The sequence below is a fragment of the Agarivorans sp. QJM3NY_33 genome, assembly GCF_050870865.2.
Classification (GTDB): Bacteria; Pseudomonadota; Gammaproteobacteria; order Enterobacterales; family Celerinatantimonadaceae; genus Agarivorans.
The window spans coordinates 1,523,850-1,543,192 of record NZ_CP194039.2; the positions used below are offsets into that span (position 1 = coordinate 1,523,850).

The 19,343-nt window shown below is 44.3% G+C and carries 14 protein-coding genes; 3 read left to right on the top strand and 11 right to left on the bottom strand.

The window, feature by feature from the left end:
• The first annotated feature begins 24 nt into the window (after window positions 1-24).
• A complete protein-coding gene (leuE, locus tag ACRRSY_RS06860) occupies window positions 25-660 on the top strand; it encodes a leucine efflux protein LeuE (RefSeq protein ID WP_432453930.1) in 636 nt (211 codons plus the stop codon).
• Between the two features lie 210 nt (window positions 661-870).
• Complete coding sequence (gene elbB, locus ACRRSY_RS06865) at window positions 871-1,521, top strand: isoprenoid biosynthesis glyoxalase ElbB (protein WP_432464657.1); 651 nt, start codon at window positions 871-873, stop codon at window positions 1,519-1,521.
• Window positions 1,522-1,769: 248 nt separating this feature from the next.
• Here elbB and amt read toward each other — a convergent pair whose 3' ends face one another.
• The 6 genes from amt to ACRRSY_RS06895 form a co-directional block, all read right to left on the bottom strand.
• Window positions 1,770-4,853 (bottom strand): ammonium transporter, encoded by a 3,084-nt coding sequence (gene amt, locus ACRRSY_RS06870; RefSeq protein WP_432464658.1) that lies wholly within the window; start codon window positions 4,851-4,853, stop codon window positions 1,770-1,772.
• 494 nt (window positions 4,854-5,347) lie between these two features.
• Entirely contained in the window at window positions 5,348-6,370 is a 1,023-nt protein-coding gene (locus ACRRSY_RS06875) for a YcjF family protein (protein ID WP_432453927.1), read from the bottom strand.
• On the bottom strand, window positions 6,367-7,782 hold the full coding sequence (locus ACRRSY_RS06880) for a YcjX family protein (RefSeq protein ID WP_432453926.1): 1,416 nt from the start codon (window positions 7,780-7,782) through the stop codon (window positions 6,367-6,369). Before ACRRSY_RS06880 ends, ACRRSY_RS06875 begins: the two co-directional genes overlap by 4 nt.
• A 340-nt stretch (window positions 7,783-8,122) precedes the next feature.
• Window positions 8,123-9,283, bottom strand: coding sequence for a 3-phenylpropionate MFS transporter (locus ACRRSY_RS06885; protein WP_432453925.1), 1,161 nt, complete (start codon window positions 9,281-9,283; stop codon window positions 8,123-8,125).
• A gap of 548 nt (window positions 9,284-9,831) precedes the next feature.
• Window positions 9,832-11,028: an NnrS family protein gene (locus tag ACRRSY_RS06890; protein ID WP_432464659.1), complete on the bottom strand. Its 1,197-nt coding sequence runs from the start codon at window positions 11,026-11,028 to the stop codon at window positions 9,832-9,834.
• 49 nt (window positions 11,029-11,077) lie between these two features.
• The gene (locus ACRRSY_RS06895) at window positions 11,078-11,527 is read right to left on the bottom strand and encodes an RrF2 family transcriptional regulator (protein ID WP_432453923.1); all 450 of its coding nucleotides are present in this window, start codon (window positions 11,525-11,527) and stop codon (window positions 11,078-11,080) included.
• 250 nt (window positions 11,528-11,777) lie between these two features.
• On the opposite strand from ACRRSY_RS06895, the gene ACRRSY_RS06900 reads away from it, so the two are divergent.
• Window positions 11,778-13,847 carry a bifunctional 2',3'-cyclic-nucleotide 2'-phosphodiesterase/3'-nucleotidase gene (locus ACRRSY_RS06900; RefSeq protein ID WP_432464660.1) on the top strand — a complete coding sequence of 690 codons (2,070 nt, stop codon included), beginning with the start codon at window positions 11,778-11,780 and terminating at the stop codon, window positions 13,845-13,847.
• An 868-nt stretch (window positions 13,848-14,715) separates the two neighbouring features.
• Here the strand turns inward: ACRRSY_RS06900 and ACRRSY_RS06905 are convergent.
• The 5 genes from ACRRSY_RS06905 to ACRRSY_RS06925 form a co-directional block, all read right to left on the bottom strand.
• Entirely contained in the window at window positions 14,716-15,336 is a 621-nt protein-coding gene (locus ACRRSY_RS06905; RefSeq protein ID WP_432453921.1) for a LysE family translocator, read from the bottom strand.
• Between the two features lie 50 nt (window positions 15,337-15,386).
• Window positions 15,387-16,142, bottom strand: a complete 756-nt coding sequence (locus ACRRSY_RS06910; protein ID WP_439033351.1) for an AraC family transcriptional regulator — start codon at window positions 16,140-16,142, stop codon at window positions 15,387-15,389.
• Between the two features lie 265 nt (window positions 16,143-16,407).
• Window positions 16,408-17,418 carry a type I glyceraldehyde-3-phosphate dehydrogenase gene (gene gap, locus ACRRSY_RS06915; RefSeq protein WP_432464662.1) on the bottom strand — a complete coding sequence of 337 codons (1,011 nt, stop codon included), beginning with the start codon at window positions 17,416-17,418 and terminating at the stop codon, window positions 16,408-16,410.
• A 77-nt stretch (window positions 17,419-17,495) separates the two neighbouring features.
• Complete coding sequence (locus ACRRSY_RS06920; RefSeq protein ID WP_432464663.1) at window positions 17,496-18,491, bottom strand: GlxA family transcriptional regulator; 996 nt, start codon at window positions 18,489-18,491, stop codon at window positions 17,496-17,498.
• 531 nt (window positions 18,492-19,022) lie between these two features.
• Entirely contained in the window at window positions 19,023-19,229 is a 207-nt protein-coding gene (locus ACRRSY_RS06925; RefSeq protein WP_432453917.1) for a cold-shock protein, read from the bottom strand.
• Between the last annotated feature and the right edge of the window lie 114 nt (window positions 19,230-19,343).

Consider the following 19,343-nt stretch of genomic DNA (forward strand, 5'->3'; position numbering starts at 1 on the left):
ATTCTGTGATAGCAAGGAGCTGGTATGTTTGAAAGTTACGGTGTGATTAATATATGGACTTATGTTGCAGGGCTGGTGTTTATTATTTTGGCTCCAGGTCCAAATTCTTTGTACGTGTTAAAAACCGGAGCGAGTTACGGGATTGCCTGTGGATATAGAGCCGCTGCAGGAGTCTTACTGGGCGATGCAATTCTAATCCTACTCTCCTATCTTGGGGTTGCTTCTTTGGTGCAAACCTCTCCGGTTTTGTTTACTGCGATCCGTTATTTAGGGGCTGCATACTTGCTGTATCTTGGCGTAACGTTGATCTACAGTAATTGGTTCGCGCCTAAAGAACGGCTCTCTTCAGCTAAACCCAAAACAGAAAAAGTTTTTCGGAAATCGCTCAGCTTGAGTTTAACCAACCCCAAAGCGTTACTGTTTTATGTGTCGTTTTTTATCCAGTTTATTGACTATAGCTACCATAGCACTTGGATTTCCTATTCCATATTAGCAAGCATTTTGGAGTTGTGTAGTTTAACTTATTTGAGTTTGTTGATTGTATTAGGCTGTCGCTTGACTCAGTATTTTCGCAACAATCAAGGCTTAGCTAAAATGGGGAATAGCGTGTTAGGGCTATTTTTCATGGGATTTGCGGCGAGGTTAGCTAGCTTACATTAAAGCGGGCTGGTTTAAGGAGCACTGCGTCGAAGTACTCATACGATATGTCTGTTTGACTGGCGACGGGCAAATGACCAAGCAGCATATGATGGATATTCATTTAGCATCGCGCTGAGAAATCACGTGACGAGCTTTTGCATTGCCGCGAGCAGTGATAGAGATAAGGTATATGCTCAGGATGAAATTGCATGTAATACAAGGACTTATATTATGAAAAAAGTGGCGGTGATACTCTCGGGCTGTGGTGTTTTTGATGGCGCAGAGTTGGGTGAATCGATACTAACGTTGTTACACATTACCAAGGCGGGAGCCCGTTATCAGTGCTTCGCACCGGATGTGATGCAACGACATACTATTAATCACCTCACGGGTGAAGAGCAACAGCAAACTCGCAATGTATTGCTTGAATCGGCGAGAGTGGCTCGCGGTGATGTGAAGGCGGTTACTGAGTTAGTGGCCGAAGACTTTGACGCACTTATTATCCCCGGTGGTTTTGGGGCGGCAAAAAATTTATCTGACTTTGCTGTAAATGGTGTTGAGGCAAGTGTACAAGGAGATGTGCTTAAGGCTTGTAAAGCCTTTGCCGAAGCCAATAAACCTGCTGCTTATATGTGTATTGCTCCAGTGATGATCCCATTGGTCTATGGTCCGGGGGCTCAATTTACCATCGGCAATGACACCGATACAATTGCAGTTATTAGCGCGCTTGGTGGCGAGCATATTGAATGTGCGGTGGCTGATATAGTGGTTGATCACTCGCGCAAGTTGGTGAGTACACCGGCCTATATGTTGGCTCAAAATCTTGTCGAAGCCGAGCTTGGGATTGCCAAACTGGTGAATCAAGTATTAGCGATGAGCTAAATCGACCTTGGTGGCTATGCTTGGCCTACGAGAGAGTACAGGCAGAGGGTTCACGCCTTGTGACATAGCTTGAGTGTGCAAGCGTTGTTTTTGTCTTATCAGCCAAAGCCAACAATAATTAATTTGCTGCGCGCTAGGTGTTGAGTCACCGAGCCCAAGTGATGCTTGTTTCGAAAAACCAAAGAACCTGGATGATTACAACTGCTTGGCCTAAAGCTGAAGGATGTTTAGCGTTCTTTTTTGCTGAGCTAGACCAAGTGAGCTGGTTTTTTGCTTGAGGAATTGTTGCTTGCGCCATTCTTTTCTAGTAAGTTGTCGAGTTCCTCGCCAGGCATCGGGTGATAAAAATAAAAGCCTTGGTACACATCGCAGCCATGACTGTGTAAGAACGTCAGTTGTGATTCGGTTTCCACGCCTTCTGCCACGGTACTTAAGTCTAGGTTGTTGGCTAAGTTGATAATGGTCGAGCAGATTTGTCCATCTTCAACGGTGCTGGCGCATTCGTCGACAAAGGAACGATCAATTTTGAGTACATCAATGGGCAGTCGTTTCAGGTAGTTGAGCGAAGAATAACCAGTGCCAAAATCGTCGACAGAAATTTGAATGTTCAGTTTTTTCAAAGCCGACATTACTTCGATACAACGTTCTATATCGGTGAGAAGTACCCCCTCGGTGATTTCAAATTCTAAGGCAGAACCATCGAGGCCATGTTGTTGAAGGGCATGGCTGGCATACGCTTCTAAGCGGCCAGAGACCAAATGTCTACCTGATATATTCACCGATACCGGCACCGTTGCGAAGCCAGCTGTGCGCCAAGCTTGTAGTTGCTGGCATACCTTGGCGATGGCAAATTCACCGAGGGTGATCACGAGCTCTGAATCCTCAGCCAATGGGATAAATTCGCTAGGTGAGATTTGACCTTCTTGCGGATGAGACCAGCGCATTAGTGCCTCTAAGCCCACGATTTGCTTATCAGCGGTGACCTTTGGTTGATAAACGATGCGAAATTGTTCTCCAGCCTTCAGACCTTTTTTCATCTCTTGTTCATAATCGAAATTACGGGCGGTTTTACTCGCCATCTCGGCCTCAAAGACTTGGTAGTTGTCGCGGCCTCGTTGTTTGGCGTAGTACATGGCGATGTCGGCATGTTGGATGAGTTGTTCTGCGCTGGTGGTTGTTAAATTGGCCTGTGCGATACCAATGCTGGTGGCAATGTTAATCACCCGTCCATCTAACTTCACTGGTTGACGCATTAAGCTAAGAATGGCGTTGGCTTTAGTGTGTGCCAATTCCATGGTGACGGAATCGGTGAATAAGACCACAAATTCATCTCCCCCCCAGCGGGCAATGACATCAGAGGTGCGGGTGACATCAATCAGACGTTTTGCAACTTCACAGAGTAATTGATCGCCAGCTTTGTGGCCGAGGGTATCGTTAATTTTTTTAAAGCGGTCCAGATCCATGAAAAATAGTACCACTTGGCTTGGCTGGTGCTCGTGGCGCTGAGCGGCTTGAACCAGTGACTCCATTAAATAGGTCCGATTATATAAGCCGGTGAGAGGATCGCTATAGGCCAGTTGACGTAGCTTGTCTTGCAACTTGAGTTGCCGAGTGACATCGCGAATATGTAGCGTAAATTCATTCTCGGTATTGCTATTAAAGTTGGCTCCAGTGATGGATATTTCTGCTGGAAACTCATGATCTGAGTTGCGGGTTAAAGTAAGCGAATTTCGACGATGGCGTAGCAAGCCCTGTGAGCTTGAGAAGCGATGGGCTAAGCTTTTTCTTACTTCGTCTTGATTCTTTGGTAGCACGAATAAATTGATGAAGTTTTTATGCACGACTTGTGGTTTTAAAAAGCCAAAGGTCCTTTCGGCTGCGGGATTAAACTCGATGATTTTGCCACTTAGATCAACCGTCACGATACTGTCCATAGAGGAGTCGAGGATAGCGCTCTTGCGTTTTTCACTGGCTTTAAAACTGTTAATGGCGTCATCACGCTTGTTGATTTCGGCGCTGACTCGCTCAATCACTCGATTGTATTGATTGGCAATTTGCCCCACCTCGGTAAAAGGTTCAACGGGGACTGGCGTGGAAAACATACCTTGCTGCTGCTGTCGTTCCATAGAATTGAGTAGGTCGATTAGCTCGGTAGAGGCGCGGTGTTCGGAGACGTTCATGCCTTGCAATTCATCTTTAGCCGAAACTCGTAGTGGTAGAAAACGATTGACTAACAGCAGTAGTATAAAACTAAGTCCTAAGCTGTAGACTCCAATGCTGATCACGCCAACGAGTTGCGCTAACAGTTGCTGTGAGCGGCTGAGTTCAGTGCCTATCAGTTGTAAGTCCCCGAATAGCGCGACTGCTAAGGTTCCCCAAATACCGGCAAATAAATGCGCGGGAACAACCCCTAGCGCATCGTCGATTTTCAGTTTTTCTAGCCAAATTGTGCCGAAATATAAAATCAAGCCAGCAACAATCCCGATCAACATCGCCGACTTGCTAGACATCACATGACAACCGGCTGTAATCGATACTAAGCCAGCAATTACGCCATTCATAATAAAGCCTACATCGAAGAAGCGTTGAGCGCGATAATGGCATAGCGAACTGACTAAGCCGCCGCCTACGGCAGCTAAACAGGTATTTAGAATGATTTTGGGGACATGTTCGTTCATTATCAAAGTGCTACCGCCATTGAAACCAAACCAGCCAAGCCACAGTAGTAAGGTGCCCAGAACCGACATCGGCAGGTTATTTCCAACAGGCATTGTTTGATTAGAATCGAAGCGGCCGAGGCGTGGGCCAATGATAATAATGGCAGCAAGTGCAACGTAGCCGCCTACTGAATGCACCACAGTGGAGCCTGCAAAGTCGACAAATCCAATTTGTTCTAGCCAACCTTGGTTTCCGGCTATATAGGCCGAAGACCAAGCCCAATGTCCGGCGATGGGATAGATCACCGCGCTGAGTACTACCGAAATAGATAAGTAGCCAATAAAAGACATTCGTTCGGCCACCGCACCGGAGAGTAGCGTTGCGGCGGTACCACAGAACATGGTTTGAAAAAGAAAGAAACTGATTTGGTAGGGGCTTTGGGTGTCGCCAAAGAAAAACTCACTACTGCCGAGTAGGCCATAGCTAGTGTCGCCAAACATCAGTGCAAAGCCGAAGATCCAGTAAATTAGGGAGGCGATGATGAAATCAGCAATGTTTTTGGCGGCGACGTTAATGCTGTTTTTACTGCGGATTTTTCCTGTCTCTAAACATAAAAAACCAGCTTGCATGATAAAGACTAAGAACGAGGCGATTAATAACCAAGAATATTCCATTGTTTCTCCCTGTTACTCCTTGGCCAGCACAATTCCTTTTTGAAGATAGAGTGACCTTTAAGTCAAACTGCTGCAGAGTATGTCAACTACTTACAAGTGATCACTTGATTGATTAATATCCTAATCTCTCAATAAAATTATTGAGACGCTTAGACTGATTTAATGCATGATTCGCAGCGTGTTATCCTTGGCTCTCTCACGCCGTTTTGTGGCGAGCTGATAACACAACCAACAAGCCGAAAACTATATTAGTCATGTCTAAACATGAAGCAATGAGTATCATAGTTCGTCTTCTTAAGGCAAGAGTAATCTCGGTTTAACTTGCTTAACTATCTGTAATTTATAGCTGTTTATCTTTGATTTCTGGCGAATATTGTAGCAGATCAAATGCTGGGGAATTTGATTTGTATCAGCAGTTTCAGCGTGCTTGTAGCAATAAGTATGTTTTTATCTTGAACCCGAATCGACGGTAAAACAATTGCTTATCTAGGGGTTTAGATTGACAGTTTGTTGCGTAATTTTCTTAGCAGTAGGTTTTTGAGTTGTTTGGTTTTAGGTTTATTGTTTAGCGTCCATGGCACCGGCCGACATTGTTCCATGGTTTTAAAACCCAGACGAGCCGTGAGTAGCCCGGCGCCAATGCCTTGAGCGGCTTTGCTGGATAACTTGGCGGTGAGTTCTGCACCCAATAGGTCGCTACCGAGGTCGGTGATGACTTCACTGGTTGCCGCGTAAATCATGTTTACAAATACCGATTTGATGAGTTTGATGCGGCTAAAATAGCCAAGTTCTACACCGTAAATTTTTGCGACAGCTTCAATCATTTTGATGTTTCGCCAAAAAATAATCAACATGTCGACTATTGCCAGTGGGCTAATGGCCACCAATACCGCGGCTTCACCAGACCATTGGCTAATCGCTTGTTTAGCGCGGTCATCGAGTGGTTTTAATACCGTTTCACTGTATAGGCTGACAACCTCGGCATCACTGTGGTTTTCATTTAGCCAGTTTTGCCAAGTGAGGTACTCTTGGCTGTCGTTTAAGCCCTGTAGTTTTGCCAGTTTTTCACAGTAAAACTGGGCGTTGCCACGGCCTTGCCCCTGCAGTAGCAGTTCCCCTTGTTGGTGTTGTTTTTGGTATTTTTTAAGTCGTCTTAAATTTGCCAGTTCTTTGATGAACATTGATAGCAGTGCAAGCACAATGGTGCCGCTGATTGCTGAATAGATCCCTGCTCGGATCGGAGAGCTTTGCCACAGTTCGAATAAACTTAATGTTAGTTCGCCGATGCCCATTGCCAAGGCGGCACCCACCCCATATTTTAGCCAACCATTGCTCTTTTTACTCTGTAGTTCCAATTTTATGGGCTCCAGATCTGGGGCTTCCTGCCATTGTTGTTGGTCGTCGATAACTTGTTTTGCTGCCAGTTGCTCATTACTGTCTTGCTTGGCTAAAGGGTCTAGTATTTTGGCCTGGGACTCGGCATCGAGCACCTGTCGGGGTTTGATTGACGGATTCATCGAAACTTGTCTCCTAATAGAAATTCAATGGCTTGGTCGAGTCGAATATGTGGCAGTGCCGTGTAAGGTGAACAGGCCGGAGGTTGAAAGGGACTAAACTCAAATCCTTGGTTTTGCCAAAACTGTTGTTTCGGTAAACGGTTGGGGACTTCACCGGGAAATAGCATGGTAGTCTTTTGAGTCGCTTGATCGCTTTGTAAGATCCCTTTAATTGCCGCAATGTTGACACCATTGAGCTTGGCAGTACCAGCCTGAGTCGCTTTAATTGAGGCTAAGGCCATCGTTTCGGTGTCGATCCCCTCAAATTTAACATGGCGTTTCCCGTCGGCAACTACTTCGCTAAGCAAGCTCACTAAACGAGTATGTTGCTCTGGTGTGACATGGTCTGCCTTGCTGGCAGCAAACAACAGTTTGTCGATCTTCGGTGAAAATAGGCGGCGTAACAGGCTTGATTGCCCGTAATTAAAACTGTGCAGTATTTGATTAATGGCTAACTGCATGTCGCAGAAGCTATCGTGACCGTTGTTAAGTGGGCTGAGACAATCCACCAATACAATTTGCCGATCAAACTTAATAAAATGCTGTTGGTAAAACCGTTTCACCACATGTTCTTTGTAGTACTCAAAGCGTTCCGTTAGTAAAGCCAAGTTGCTGTTTTTAACTTGCACCTTTGTACTCGCTAAATCAGGCTGAATGGGGAAAAAAGCTAAGACTGGCGCGCCCGCGAGCTCGGCGGGCAATACGAAACGGCCGGGTTGAATGTGGTGCATCCCCAATTGGCTTTTGCAGTCATGTAAATATTGGGTATAGGCCGCAGCGATATCTGCGACTTGTGTTTCGTTAGCTGTGGCGTTTACATCTAAGTGGGCCGCCTGTTGTTGCCAGTGCTCGGCGAGCTTAGCCTTACGTGAGTCTTGTAAGCCTGTATTTATATGTTCGCACCACTGCTGATAGTTCATATTGAGCAGTGGTAAATCAAGTAGCCACTCGCCGGGATAGTCGACAATGTCTAGTGTTAGATTGGCGGTGTGACTCAATTTTCGCCAAATGACGGATTGCGGTTTATAGCGTAATTTTAGACGAATTTCACTCACGCCATGAGTTGGTTTGGGCCAGCTCGGGGGTTGGCTTTGCAGCGCAGCTAAGCCACCTTGATAGTCGAAACTTGCTAAGTGGAGATGTGGCTGAGGGCTGCGTTTTGCCCCTAAAAAACCATGTTCACGAGCCAGTTTCCATAGTGGCAGTTGATGATTTTCTGCCCCTAATAATAATTGGTTTACCAAAGACGTAATAAATGCTGTTTTACCGGCACCACTGAGGCCCGTGACGGCAAGTCGTAAGTGTTTATCCATACTGAGCTTGGCTAAGTCGTCGGCTTTGGTTTTGATGTTCGATAATCGAGAATGATTCATAAATTTAGTGGCAACCGTTCATGGGCGAATATTCGGCTTAGCTTATTTGTCAGGTTTATGTCTAAAGCGTTTACTTGAACAACAGCTGTGAAGCTTAATCGACTAAGCCGTTTACATCCCAAGTGCTTCTGTTAACCAAAGTACGAGAGATTGTTTTTTAGTCAAGGGATCTCGCAAAACACACTCAACTTATTCAATATATCGGGGCATATGCGGCTTTTTCAAGTTGCCACGCCCATTGGCTAAACCATGTGACTGTGATTCAATCTAGCAAAAGTTGGTGCAGAGATGGATTAAATTTTGTTCATGTTGTGGCGGATAAGCGCCACATTTTGCAAGCTTAGTGTGCAGATGGGCTGGCTTTGACTTTGACCAACAGGATGGGGATTGCCAGTGCAGTTAAACTCGCCATAATCAAGAATATGCCACTTCCTAAGGGAGCGTATAAGGCGCTGCATAAGAAAATTAGCAACGCGGTCCCCATATTTAAGGCTATCGCCGAATATAGTGCCTGTAAGGGGATCGCTTGTTCTTTGGGGGCTTCACTCCCGATGTATTTAATTGCTGCTAGTTGAGTTAAGGCAAAGGTTAATGCATGCATCGTTTGCGATAACATCATCATCGGTAATAATTCTGCGCTGCCCAATAAGCCCCAACGGATAACGCCGCCTATTGCAGCAAATAACAACATGCTTCTTGCATCCCAACGGCGAAACCAGCGGCTACCAAAGATGAGAATGCTCATTTCAAAAATGACACCAATCGACCAGAGGTAACCGATGGTTGATTCTGAATAATCAATGCTTTTCCAATATAGCGTTCCATAGGCATAGTAGGCGGCATGGGAGCTTTGAATCAAGGTGGTCACAGCGATAAATCGTAAGGCATGTTTTTGTTTCAATACGGGCCATAAACGCCCTGCATGGGGGTTGCTACTGGTTGCTGGTTCTAACAGTTTTTCGGCAGGAGATAATAGTGAGATCCCCCACAGCACCAACAGTGAGCCTGCGGTGGCATATAAAATTAAGGAATGAGAAAAATAACCAAGTGCGTTGCCGATGATGGTGGACGAGATAACAAAAGCAATGGAACCGAATACGCGAACCCGACCATAGTCAAGCTTGAGCTGATTGACCCATTTGGTTGCGGCTGCATCTCCAAGCGGGATTAAGGTAGCAATGAAAAAGTTAGCGGCCAAGGTGAGTATTGTGAGCCAAATATAGCCCTTTAAATAAAACAGGCAAGTGACCACTAAAATGCTGGCAAAGCTGATCCAACGGATCCCTGGTAGTAGGTGATTAGCCGATTTTATGCGTGGCATCAGTACCACGTTGCCAACAAAGCGGGCGACCATGCTAAATCCAATCAACAGCCCAATTTCACTAGGGTTTAAGCCTTCACCTTCTAACCATAAGGCCCAGAATGGTAAAAAGATCCCCCATACGAAAAATAAACCTGAAAAATATAAACTTATCCAAGTTGCTGCTTTTGGATTTCTCACTTTTACCAAACCTTATACTGCTTAATGGCAGCATTATAGCGCCAATTTTTGAATAACATAGCCGCTTGTTCAATGGGAATCAGCGAGTGAATATATGGTTGTTTCCAAATTCTGATGTCTTTAGATTTTTCATCTATAATTTATTGAATTACATTGCTTTGTAACTGATATTTTGTTGAAGGGTGATTTATTTATCTGGCTTGTGCTTGAAATATAGTTTTGAAATTTTTAATTTGAAGATTTAAATCGCATCCATCAGCAAATAATTTGTATTTGGAATAGCGATGAATGCGCGCTTGTGAGCCCTGTACTCAACAGGTCGATTTGAGAGCAATTTTGTTGGTAACATATCCCTGCGAACCGTTACTTACAGACTGGTATGGTGATCCTCTGACATCGCCTGTGATAAATCTCCGCCGACTCTCATTGTGAAATTTTGGGATGGCTATTAATACAGCACTGGGGATATTTACGTTTATCATGAGCCTGAAGTTGTGATCATAATAGTCGCTTAATTCAATCCTTATGGCCGCTGTTTTCGTCGAGACTTACGCCTGCCGAGGTTTGCTTAAAATAGGGAAGTAAAGTGTGACGAAACAACCATAGCCAATCACCCAAAAGCCAACCGCGATGGAAATGACATACCGATAATCACTTAAAAAGTACCCCAAAAAGACGCGAATCACAAAGCATAGAATGATTGCGATCAATCCGAACGTCATGATTCTTCCAACCTCAATTTTTCTACCCGTATGGCCTAAAGAAACACGCGAAATCATGGATAGGATCATGGTGGCCATCGCGCCAACGGTTAAGGTGTGGATCGCTTGGGAATGATTTACCATGGTAGACACTTCTGATAAACCGTAGATGAATAAGCCGAGCGCAATGCACCAGTAACTGATGTGTAAACTCCAAACTAATGGCGTTTTGATGGTTACCCATATTTTCCAGCGAAATACCCGCACTGCATGTGCAGCGCTGGCGATAAAAAATATTGCAGCGCTCAATGTCGAAGGGAGTTTGATAAATGGTAGGCTGCTGATTAAGGCTAACAAGGTGCTGCCAATAACCACTTTTTCTAAGTAAGCAATTGGCTCCACGCGCGCTGTTTGGGTGCCGTTTGCAGTGAACATAGGGAATACGCGTCCGCCCATAATGCTCATCACTAAGGTGACTAATAACACCATCAGCGTGCTGGAATTATCGATGAATGGCTCAAGTGGTGTGACGACTTTGCTATGCATGCTGATATTGGCAATGCTCATCAGCAATAATATGGGGATAAATATCAAATTACGCCACAATCTAGCTTTTATAATTGGGTAAGCCAGTGCAGCTGTGGCTAACGGCAAAAAAGCAATATCAAGCAGTGCAATCAGCCAATGTGGTACACTATTTGGCAGCAAAAATAACCCCCTGGCAATCATCCAAACCGCAACTAAAAGTAGCAATCCAGTGCTATTTAAACTGCGTATTTTGGTCCAGGTTTGAACCGCCGTTAATAAAAAACCAATAATAATTGCAGCCACAAAACCGAATAGCATTTCATGCATATGCCACCATAAGGGACCGCCATAAACATGTAATGTCACGTCGCCAGTGAAGAATCCGTTCCATAGCAGTAAACTGAGGATACTGAACAGGGAGGCGAGGAGGAAAAATGGACGAAACGCAAGTTCTAAAAACGCCCCTGTTTGTGCTTGCCTTGGCTTGTTATTTTTGGGATCTGAAATCATGATCATCGTTAGGCTCTCAATTGAAGATCGATTGGGTATATGATTAGTGAAAGATTTAACTGGTTCTAGAATCTCGATTTAAAAGCGTCGTCAGTTGATATTGGTTATTGACGCCAAGTAAATCAGCTAAGGTATATGCATCCAAGGTTTTGAAAAAATTCTCTTGAGCTTCGGCAAAAATATTCTTCAATTGGCAACTCGGAGTAATGACACAACGATTATTTTCGCCAAAACATTCGACCAGCTTGCTGTTATCTTCCATTTCCCGAACTAGGCTACCGATGCCAATTTGATTCGTTTGACGATTTAATTTAAGACCGCCATTTTTTCCGCGGACGGCCAATAAGTGACCTTTAGCATTCAGTTGCTGAACAATCTTCATCAGATGGTTCTTGGAAATGTCGTAGCTTTGGGCGATTTCTTGGATGGTACAGAGTCGATCTTTATTGACCGCTAAGTAAATGAGTAGGCGAAGGGAGTAGTCGGTATAGCGAGTGATTTGCATGCTACGCACCCAAAATTTGAGATATATAAAGATGTATTTAAAATACATCTTTTAGTGGGTGTTTGGTAGTTTTTATTCGGAGAGTTAAGCGCCGCTTGGCGTTAGTGGCAACGAGTGCTGATAAATCGAATTGAGTTTGGGATCTTATACTCTGATATTTTTAATGTTTTGACTTTTAATTTATATACTTACCTTGTTGATGCTCTTAGTATTAGTGGTACTCATGAGTCAAAGATTTAAAGGACTAAATGTGCTGAATAATAAACGAATAATTGTTGCGATAGCAGTTTCTCTTGGCTTATGCGGATGTAGCTCCAGCGACGACAGTCACACCTCTGCGGTTAATGTGGACTTGAGAATTATAGAAACCACAGATTTACATACCAATATTATGGATTTTAATTACTACACTCATAAACAGGATCCAAGCATTGGTTTAGCGCGTGCGGCGAGTTTAATTAGTGCGGCACGCCAAGAAGTAAGCAATGCGGTGTTGGTCGATAATGGGGATTTATTGCAAGGTAGTCCAATGGGGGATTACATTGCCAGCGTTGGTTTAAGCGATACACATCCCGCATATAAGGCGATGAATACATTAAATTATGTGGTGGGCAATATTGGTAATCACGAGTTCAACTATGGTTTATCATTTTTAGAGAAAGCCATCGCGGGTGCCAATTTTCCTTATATTAACGCAAACGTTATTTGTGCGAATAAAAATGGCTGTTGGGGAAATGTTGAATTTGGCGAAAATCTGTTTAATCCCTATCTCATTCAGCAGACTTCGGTACGCGATACCCAAGGTAATCTGCACACTGTGAATATTGGTTATATTGGCTTTGTACCACCACAAATTCTGCAATGGGACAAAACCAATTTAAGTGGCGAAATAGCAGTACTTGGTATTACTCAAGCGGCTAAACAGTTTGTGCCAGCAATGCAAGCGGCGGGTGCAGACTTAATTATTGCAATCCCTCATTCCGGTATCGGTTCTAGCGAAAACCCTGGTGATCCACAGGCTGAAAATGCAACCTTTGCCTTAACCTCAGTGGCAGGGATTGACGCGATTATGTTTGGACACAGTCATTCGGTATTTCCAGCCGAACGCTATCGTGACCTGCCAAATACCGATATTGAGAGAGGTTTATTGAACGGTATTCCGGCAGTTATGCCGGGGCGCTGGGGCGATAACATTGGGATTGTCGATTTAAAGCTCACCAAGCAAAATGGTAAGTGGCTGATTCATCATTCTGAATCGCAAGCTGAGGCTCGTCCCGTTTATGATAATGCCAATAAGGTTGCGTTAGTTCGTGGTGAACAGAGTATTCGGGACGCGGTGGCGGTAGAGCACCAAGCCACAATCGATTTTGTGAGCCAGCCGATTGGTGTGGCGGCTTCAAATATGTTTAGCTTTTTAAGCTTGGTGCAAGACGACCCATCGGTGCAGATTGTGTCGTTAGCGCAAATTGCGGGTGTAAAAGCCAAGTTGCCTGATGAGCTTAGAGGGCTGCCTATTTTGTCTGCCGCTGCACCATTTAAAGCTGGTGGTCGCTACCAAGAAGGGGATGCGAGTCAGTTTGTTATGGTCCCTAAAGGGCCACTTTCTTATAGTAATGCGGCTGACTTGTATGTATATCCCAATACCATGGTGGTGCTTAAAGCCACAGGGGCGGAGTTAAAAGACTGGCTGGAGTGCAGTGCCAATCAATTTAATCAAATCGACCCAACTATTAGCACACCGCAAAACCTGATTAATCGTGAGGGCCACCCGACTTATAATTTCGATGTTATTGATGGCTTAAGATATAAAATTGATGTCACGCAACCGAGCAAGTTTGACAGTCACTGTGCACTGGTCAATGCGACGGCCAGCCGGATTGTCGAGTTAAGCTATACCGATGAAAAAGGTGTGGTGATTACTGGTCAAGCACTTGCCAACAAAGAATTTTTAGTTGCATCTAATAACTATCGAGCGTTTGCTGGCATTTTTGCGGGAACCGGTTCTGAACATGTCGTATTAGAGTTACCAGATACTAATCGTGAAGTATTAGCCGCTTATATTTCTGAGCAGTCACAGCCTAATGCCTCCGGTACTTACAAGGGCATGGTTGATCCAACAGCGGATTACAATTGGGATTTTAAAACCATTACGACGGATGTCACCTTAGATGTGCGTTTTGAGACTCAAGATAGTGAACTCGCTGACCAATTTGTGGCCGAAAATCAGCAACGTAAGATGGAAAAACTTAGCGCTGTTGATGCGATGGCAGGTTTTGCGATTTATCGAATTGACTTAAACTCTGAACCTGTTCGCCCTTAACTCGGGGAAATCCTTTGCTCATGTTATTTGCATCGTCACGTGGGTTTCTGGATTTGTAGGATTGGCCCTAGAGCTGCAGCGGTTAGCCGTTTGATATGGCTATTTATGCACTAGGGCTTGATTGAGGAGGCTTCGATAAGGGCTAAATTTTAGCGCTATTAATGTCTCGATAATCGCTCTGCCTTACATCTAACAAGCATTAATGGAGGCTGTTATGTACTCACACTTTCCAGTGAAGGTGCGAACGAAGTCGTGGTTTGAGAACAACTCTGGTAGAAAAATTAGCGGCTAGATACTTGATATGTAGCAGATACCGTTGAAGTTACCCCGTTGAAAAAATAAATCATATCGTTTTGATATATTGAGGGGGCCTTGAATCAATTGATGCAAGCTGAGTAGGCCTATTGTGAATCCGCCATCGTATCAAATTTTTCTGCAGCAAAGCTTTCCCAATAGTCATACGCTATGTACCAGATATTTCATTGGTGTATCAGCGATCGTACTGCGATCTTGTGAAAAAGGTTGCGCGAGTAAACACCGCTTGTGTCGCGGATTCAGTCTCGGTCCATGATTGTCGCATTTCCTGATGTATTTTCGCCGCGCAATGGTCAACCGCTCTTTGGTTGACCTTAATTTAACTCATCAATCGAAATATTATGTGTATTCATTTTCATATAAGTGAAGCTATGGCTCGCTTATTTAAGACCTGTTAATTGTGGTGGATATCGCCTCAACTGGCCGTTAATGGTTTAGGGGAAAGTGAGTATCGCCCTTCATTTGGTGACCCGATGACAGGTCATCAAATTGCTGTCCATTGCCGGTTTACTTTGGAGGAGCTATCCGTTTGATCCTCTCGAACTCAGAAGGTTCAGATGAACAGAGCAATTCCAAATACGATCAGAATGCCGCCAGCGAATCTTTCTATAATGTGAATGCTTCGTTTTAAATAAGTTTGGACTCTCTGTTGACCTATCATTGAGGCAACTAAAAGATCCCAGATAAACACCGCGAAAACCATCCAGATACCGGAGCAGATTTGCTGGGTCAGGGTGACCTCGCTGCCCAGAATAACCGTCATTAAGCTCATATAAAATAACGCGTTTTTGGGGTTTAACAGCGCCGAGTTAATCCCTAGCACTAATTGTTTACTAACCGTAGGAAGGCTCTGTTCCTTGGTTTTGAGAACGGCATCACTTTTTTGACTGCGGAGCAGTTTGGATCCTATCCACAATAGATAGATAGCGCCGAGGGTTTCGACAACAGAAAAAATTTGAGGGGAGTCTCGGATGCTGGTCCATCCGATGATGGCGATTGCAATGTAAATTGCGTTTCCAGCCGCGACACCGACACAGATGTATTTACTTCCTTTCAGTTTATGTCTCACGGAGTGACCAATAATCAGAAAGAAATCTTGCCCCGGGCTTAACAAGGCAACGAAATGGGCAAGAGCCAGCGCAGGAAAAGCGGTCGGTAAAAGAGTACTTAACATGATAAAAGTGACCTATAGCTAATGAATCATCGAACTATAGGTTGATTGAGTCAGGATTTATTGTCGAAAAATGACTTTAACTGCTGATATTGGCGTGGTGTGGAAGCGGTGTAGTTCACAAAAGCTCGATGCAGTTGGCTTTGATCCGAATAGCCCACTTCGCTTGCGACATCGATAATATTTACTCCTGATTTTAAGAGGTATTTGGCCTTCTCAATCCGACTATTATTGAGAAACGATTTTGGCGTAATACCGAAGCAGCGCTTGAAGTTGCGAATGACAGACTCTGTTGAACAGCCTAGTTGTTGAGATATATCGTGGTTCGAAGGCGGAGAAACCATGTTATTTAGTAAATGTTGCTTAATTTGAAGTGCCAAGTTGTTGTCAGTTTTATTGAATACAGGCGCACAGTAGAGATTTAGAATATCAAATAATAGTGAATCTATATGCGAAGCGTTGTTTTTGGTTTTATTGGTCTTTTTTAATAAAGTATTTATTAAAAAAGAAAGCTCGTTTGCGATTTTCAGATCAGTGAGTCGAATATGGGTACATGTGATTTGATCAACTTGACGCTGGTATAATGCCGAGAGTGCTTCACAGCACCAGCTTTCATCAACATAGAGCATGTGGTAGCTACGAGCGTTGCCATTGACAGGGTTACAAGCGTGAACCGCATGTGGTTGAATCAAAACCATATCACCTTGATTTAAAAGTATTTTTTTATCTTTTATCGATAGGCAAGTGGTTCCGACTTCAATCAAGCCAATAGACAATGCTGAATGGCTATGGGCTTTGTAGCCTTGCATGCTGTTGTAGGTTGTTCTTACCTCGAGATGAGGAAGCTGTTGACTGCACCAAAACTGCTGTTCGATATGACGAACGCTGCCACTCACGTGATACTTGCTCCTGAACATTGTGCTGATTGAGCCTATTTTCACCTATATCATTCTAGAGTCAACTGAATGATAAAATATGTGGGCTTATGCTGCGGCATTCAATCAACCCAATACCTACCGCTTTTTAAGCGGCAATGCAGCGCATGATGGTGCTGCATTGCTATTTTATGAAGGCTTATAAGCCTCGTTTTTCCATCCAAAGAGCCAAGTCAACAAGGCGATTAGAGAATCCCCACTCATTATCATACCAAGCGAGGATCTTAACTAAATTGCCACCAATCACTAAAGTTGAGAGGCCATCGACAATTGAAGATCGAGGATCACCTTGATAGTCACTTGAGACTAAAGGCTCTTCACTATAACCGAGGATCCCTTTTAGCGGCCCGTTTTGCGCTGCCTGTTTAAATGCGGTATTAACTTGTTCTACTGTGACCTCGGTTTTTAATGTTACCGACAAGTCGACGATGGAAACGACTGGAACTGGCACGCGAAGTGAGTAACCATTAAGTTTACCGTCTAATTCTGGAATAACCCGGCCAATCGCTTTCGCTGCGCCGCTTGAATAGGGCACAATGGATAACGCCGCCGCCCGTGCGCCACGTAGATCTTTTTCGGGCTGATCATGCAGCGCTTGGCTCGCAGTATAAGCGTGAGTGGTATTCATTAAACCGTGTTCAATTCCAAAGATTTGATGCAGAACCTGAGCTGCAGGGGCTAATCCATTAGTGGTACAACTCCCGTTACTTACCACAAAATGCTGACTTGGATCATACAACTGGTGGTTAATGCCCATCACAACGGTGAGTGCATCATTTTTGGATGGGGCTGAAATAATCACTCGTTTGGCTTTACCAAATTGAATATGCTTTTCGGCTTGCGACTTGTCAGTGAATAAACCTGTGGCTTCAATCACAATGTCTACGTCACAGCGCTCCCAGGGGATCTGCGCGGGCTCGCGTTCATTGAATACACGAATGGCTTGGCCATTGACCCAAATTGTTTCATCGTTGTTTTCAACATCGGCCGCAAGTACTCCCATTAAAGAGTCGTATTTAAGTAGATGTGCCAAGGTATGGCTATCGGTCAAATCGTTAATTGCGACGACTTGAATCCGATCATTGTTTAAGGTTGCGCGAAGAACATTGCGTCCAATACGGCCAAAGCCGTTAATGCCTACTTTTAGCATAACTATTTCCTCATCAGTGTTATTGAGGAAAATTTTAATATGGATGCGGGTGTCATAAATGACAACAAACAATCAATTTAAGACAGATTCTCTGCTGAAGGTTGGCGGATCGCGAAGCGTTCACGATAGGCTTTTGGCGTAACCTGTAGATGCCGTTCAAATACCCGTCGTAAGTTAAGGCTATTACCCAATCCGGTATCTTGGGCGATACGCTCTAATCTATCCATGCTTTGTTCAAGTTTGTCTCGGGCTGCGTTCAAGCGGATTTCTTCAATGTATTTTGCGGGGGTGATGCCCGTTTGCTTGCTAAATACTCGGGCGAAGTTACGCGGACTCATCGAGACTCGGTCAGCCAATCGTTCTATCGATAGATCATGATTGAGGTGTTCCTGGATCCAAATTTGTAGATCTCGGATTGGACCAAGCTCGGGTGTCTCAGGTAAGCGATAGCGACTAAATTGGGCTTGCCCACCGGGGCAGCGTAAAAACATCACCATTTCTTGCGCAACATCTCTTGCCAAGTGGTAGCCACAATCTTGTTCTATCATTGCTAGGGTCAAATCAAAGCCAGCGGTCACTCCGGCCGAGGTCCAGACTGGACCATCTTGAACAAACATTGGTCCGCGTTCTACGCTGACGTTGGGGTATTGTTCTGCCAGTAAATTAATTAGGCGCCAGTGGGTGGTCGCCTTTCTATGCTCCAAGAGTCCAGCTTGAGCAAGCAGTAGCGCTCCTCCGCAAATAGAGGCGGTGCGTATGGCATTAGGAGCGGCAAGTCTTAACCAATCGGCAATAATGCTACGCTCTTGTTCAATTCCCCCACGCCCTGTCACCATAATTGTATGGCGCTTGATGGTCGGGTCTAAGTCAATTAGCCGTGTGTTCGCGAGTAGCTTGAGTCCAGAATAACCATGCACAACATGATGAGACTGGGTGGTGGCGATTGTGACTTGATAAGCGATATCGCCGCCACTATCGGTGAGAAATCTATTTGCCCATTGCAAGAGATCGGCGATCCCGGTGGATTCAAATAGCATTCCACCTTCTGGGACGATAATCAGAAAGTCACGCATGATTTGTCCTTATTTGAATGAATAGACAAATATAGACGTTTTGCGCTGGTTTTGTCTAGCAGGATGGTTTTTCTTTAGTCGCTGATGTTGTGAGCAGTCTTTAGCGAAGCAAGTCAGTGCCAGCAATGCGACTGATGCGGTGGCTAAAATATATTCTGTGTTATTGGGTGAGCCGAAGCAACGGCGCCTTAGGGGGGGGATCGTTGAGGTTTAGAGCCTCATAGCGATCTAACTCATTATTTGTTCATTGTGGCTGGCTTAAATCACCGCTAACGGGGTTATGTATTTTGTAATTAGAGCCTCTAGTTACGGTACTTCATGGCTGGTTACCGACAAATTTATTCTGTGCAATAAGTTGATCACATAATGAATCAGATTGGTATAAACAGCGCATGATGGGGTATAAAGCGGTACTCAGGAAAGGAGCCATATTGACTCAATGAGTTAAATTGCGTTGCTTGTCAAAGGTAAGTTGATTCGGTAAATAAAAAGCATAATCGAACCAACGATTATGCTTCGCTTGAGAGTTGTTTAAACAACTTCAACATTGGCCGCTTGTGGGCCTTTTTGACCGTCTTCAACGTCAAATGCGACTTTCTGGCCTTCTTCAAGTGATTTAAAACCTGTTCCTAGAATCGCGCGGAAGTGAACGAACACATCAGCTCCAGATTCTTGGGAAATAAAACCAAATCCTTTTTTTTCGTTAAACCACTTAACGGTACCAGTGCTTTTAGACATCGTGTCTCCTGAAACAATTGAAATAATACTCTATTTTTTATTTTGCTTAGTATTATTAGGGCTTGTAATTTGTATATTTTATGCTCTACCTAAATAAGCGCTGTCATCATAACA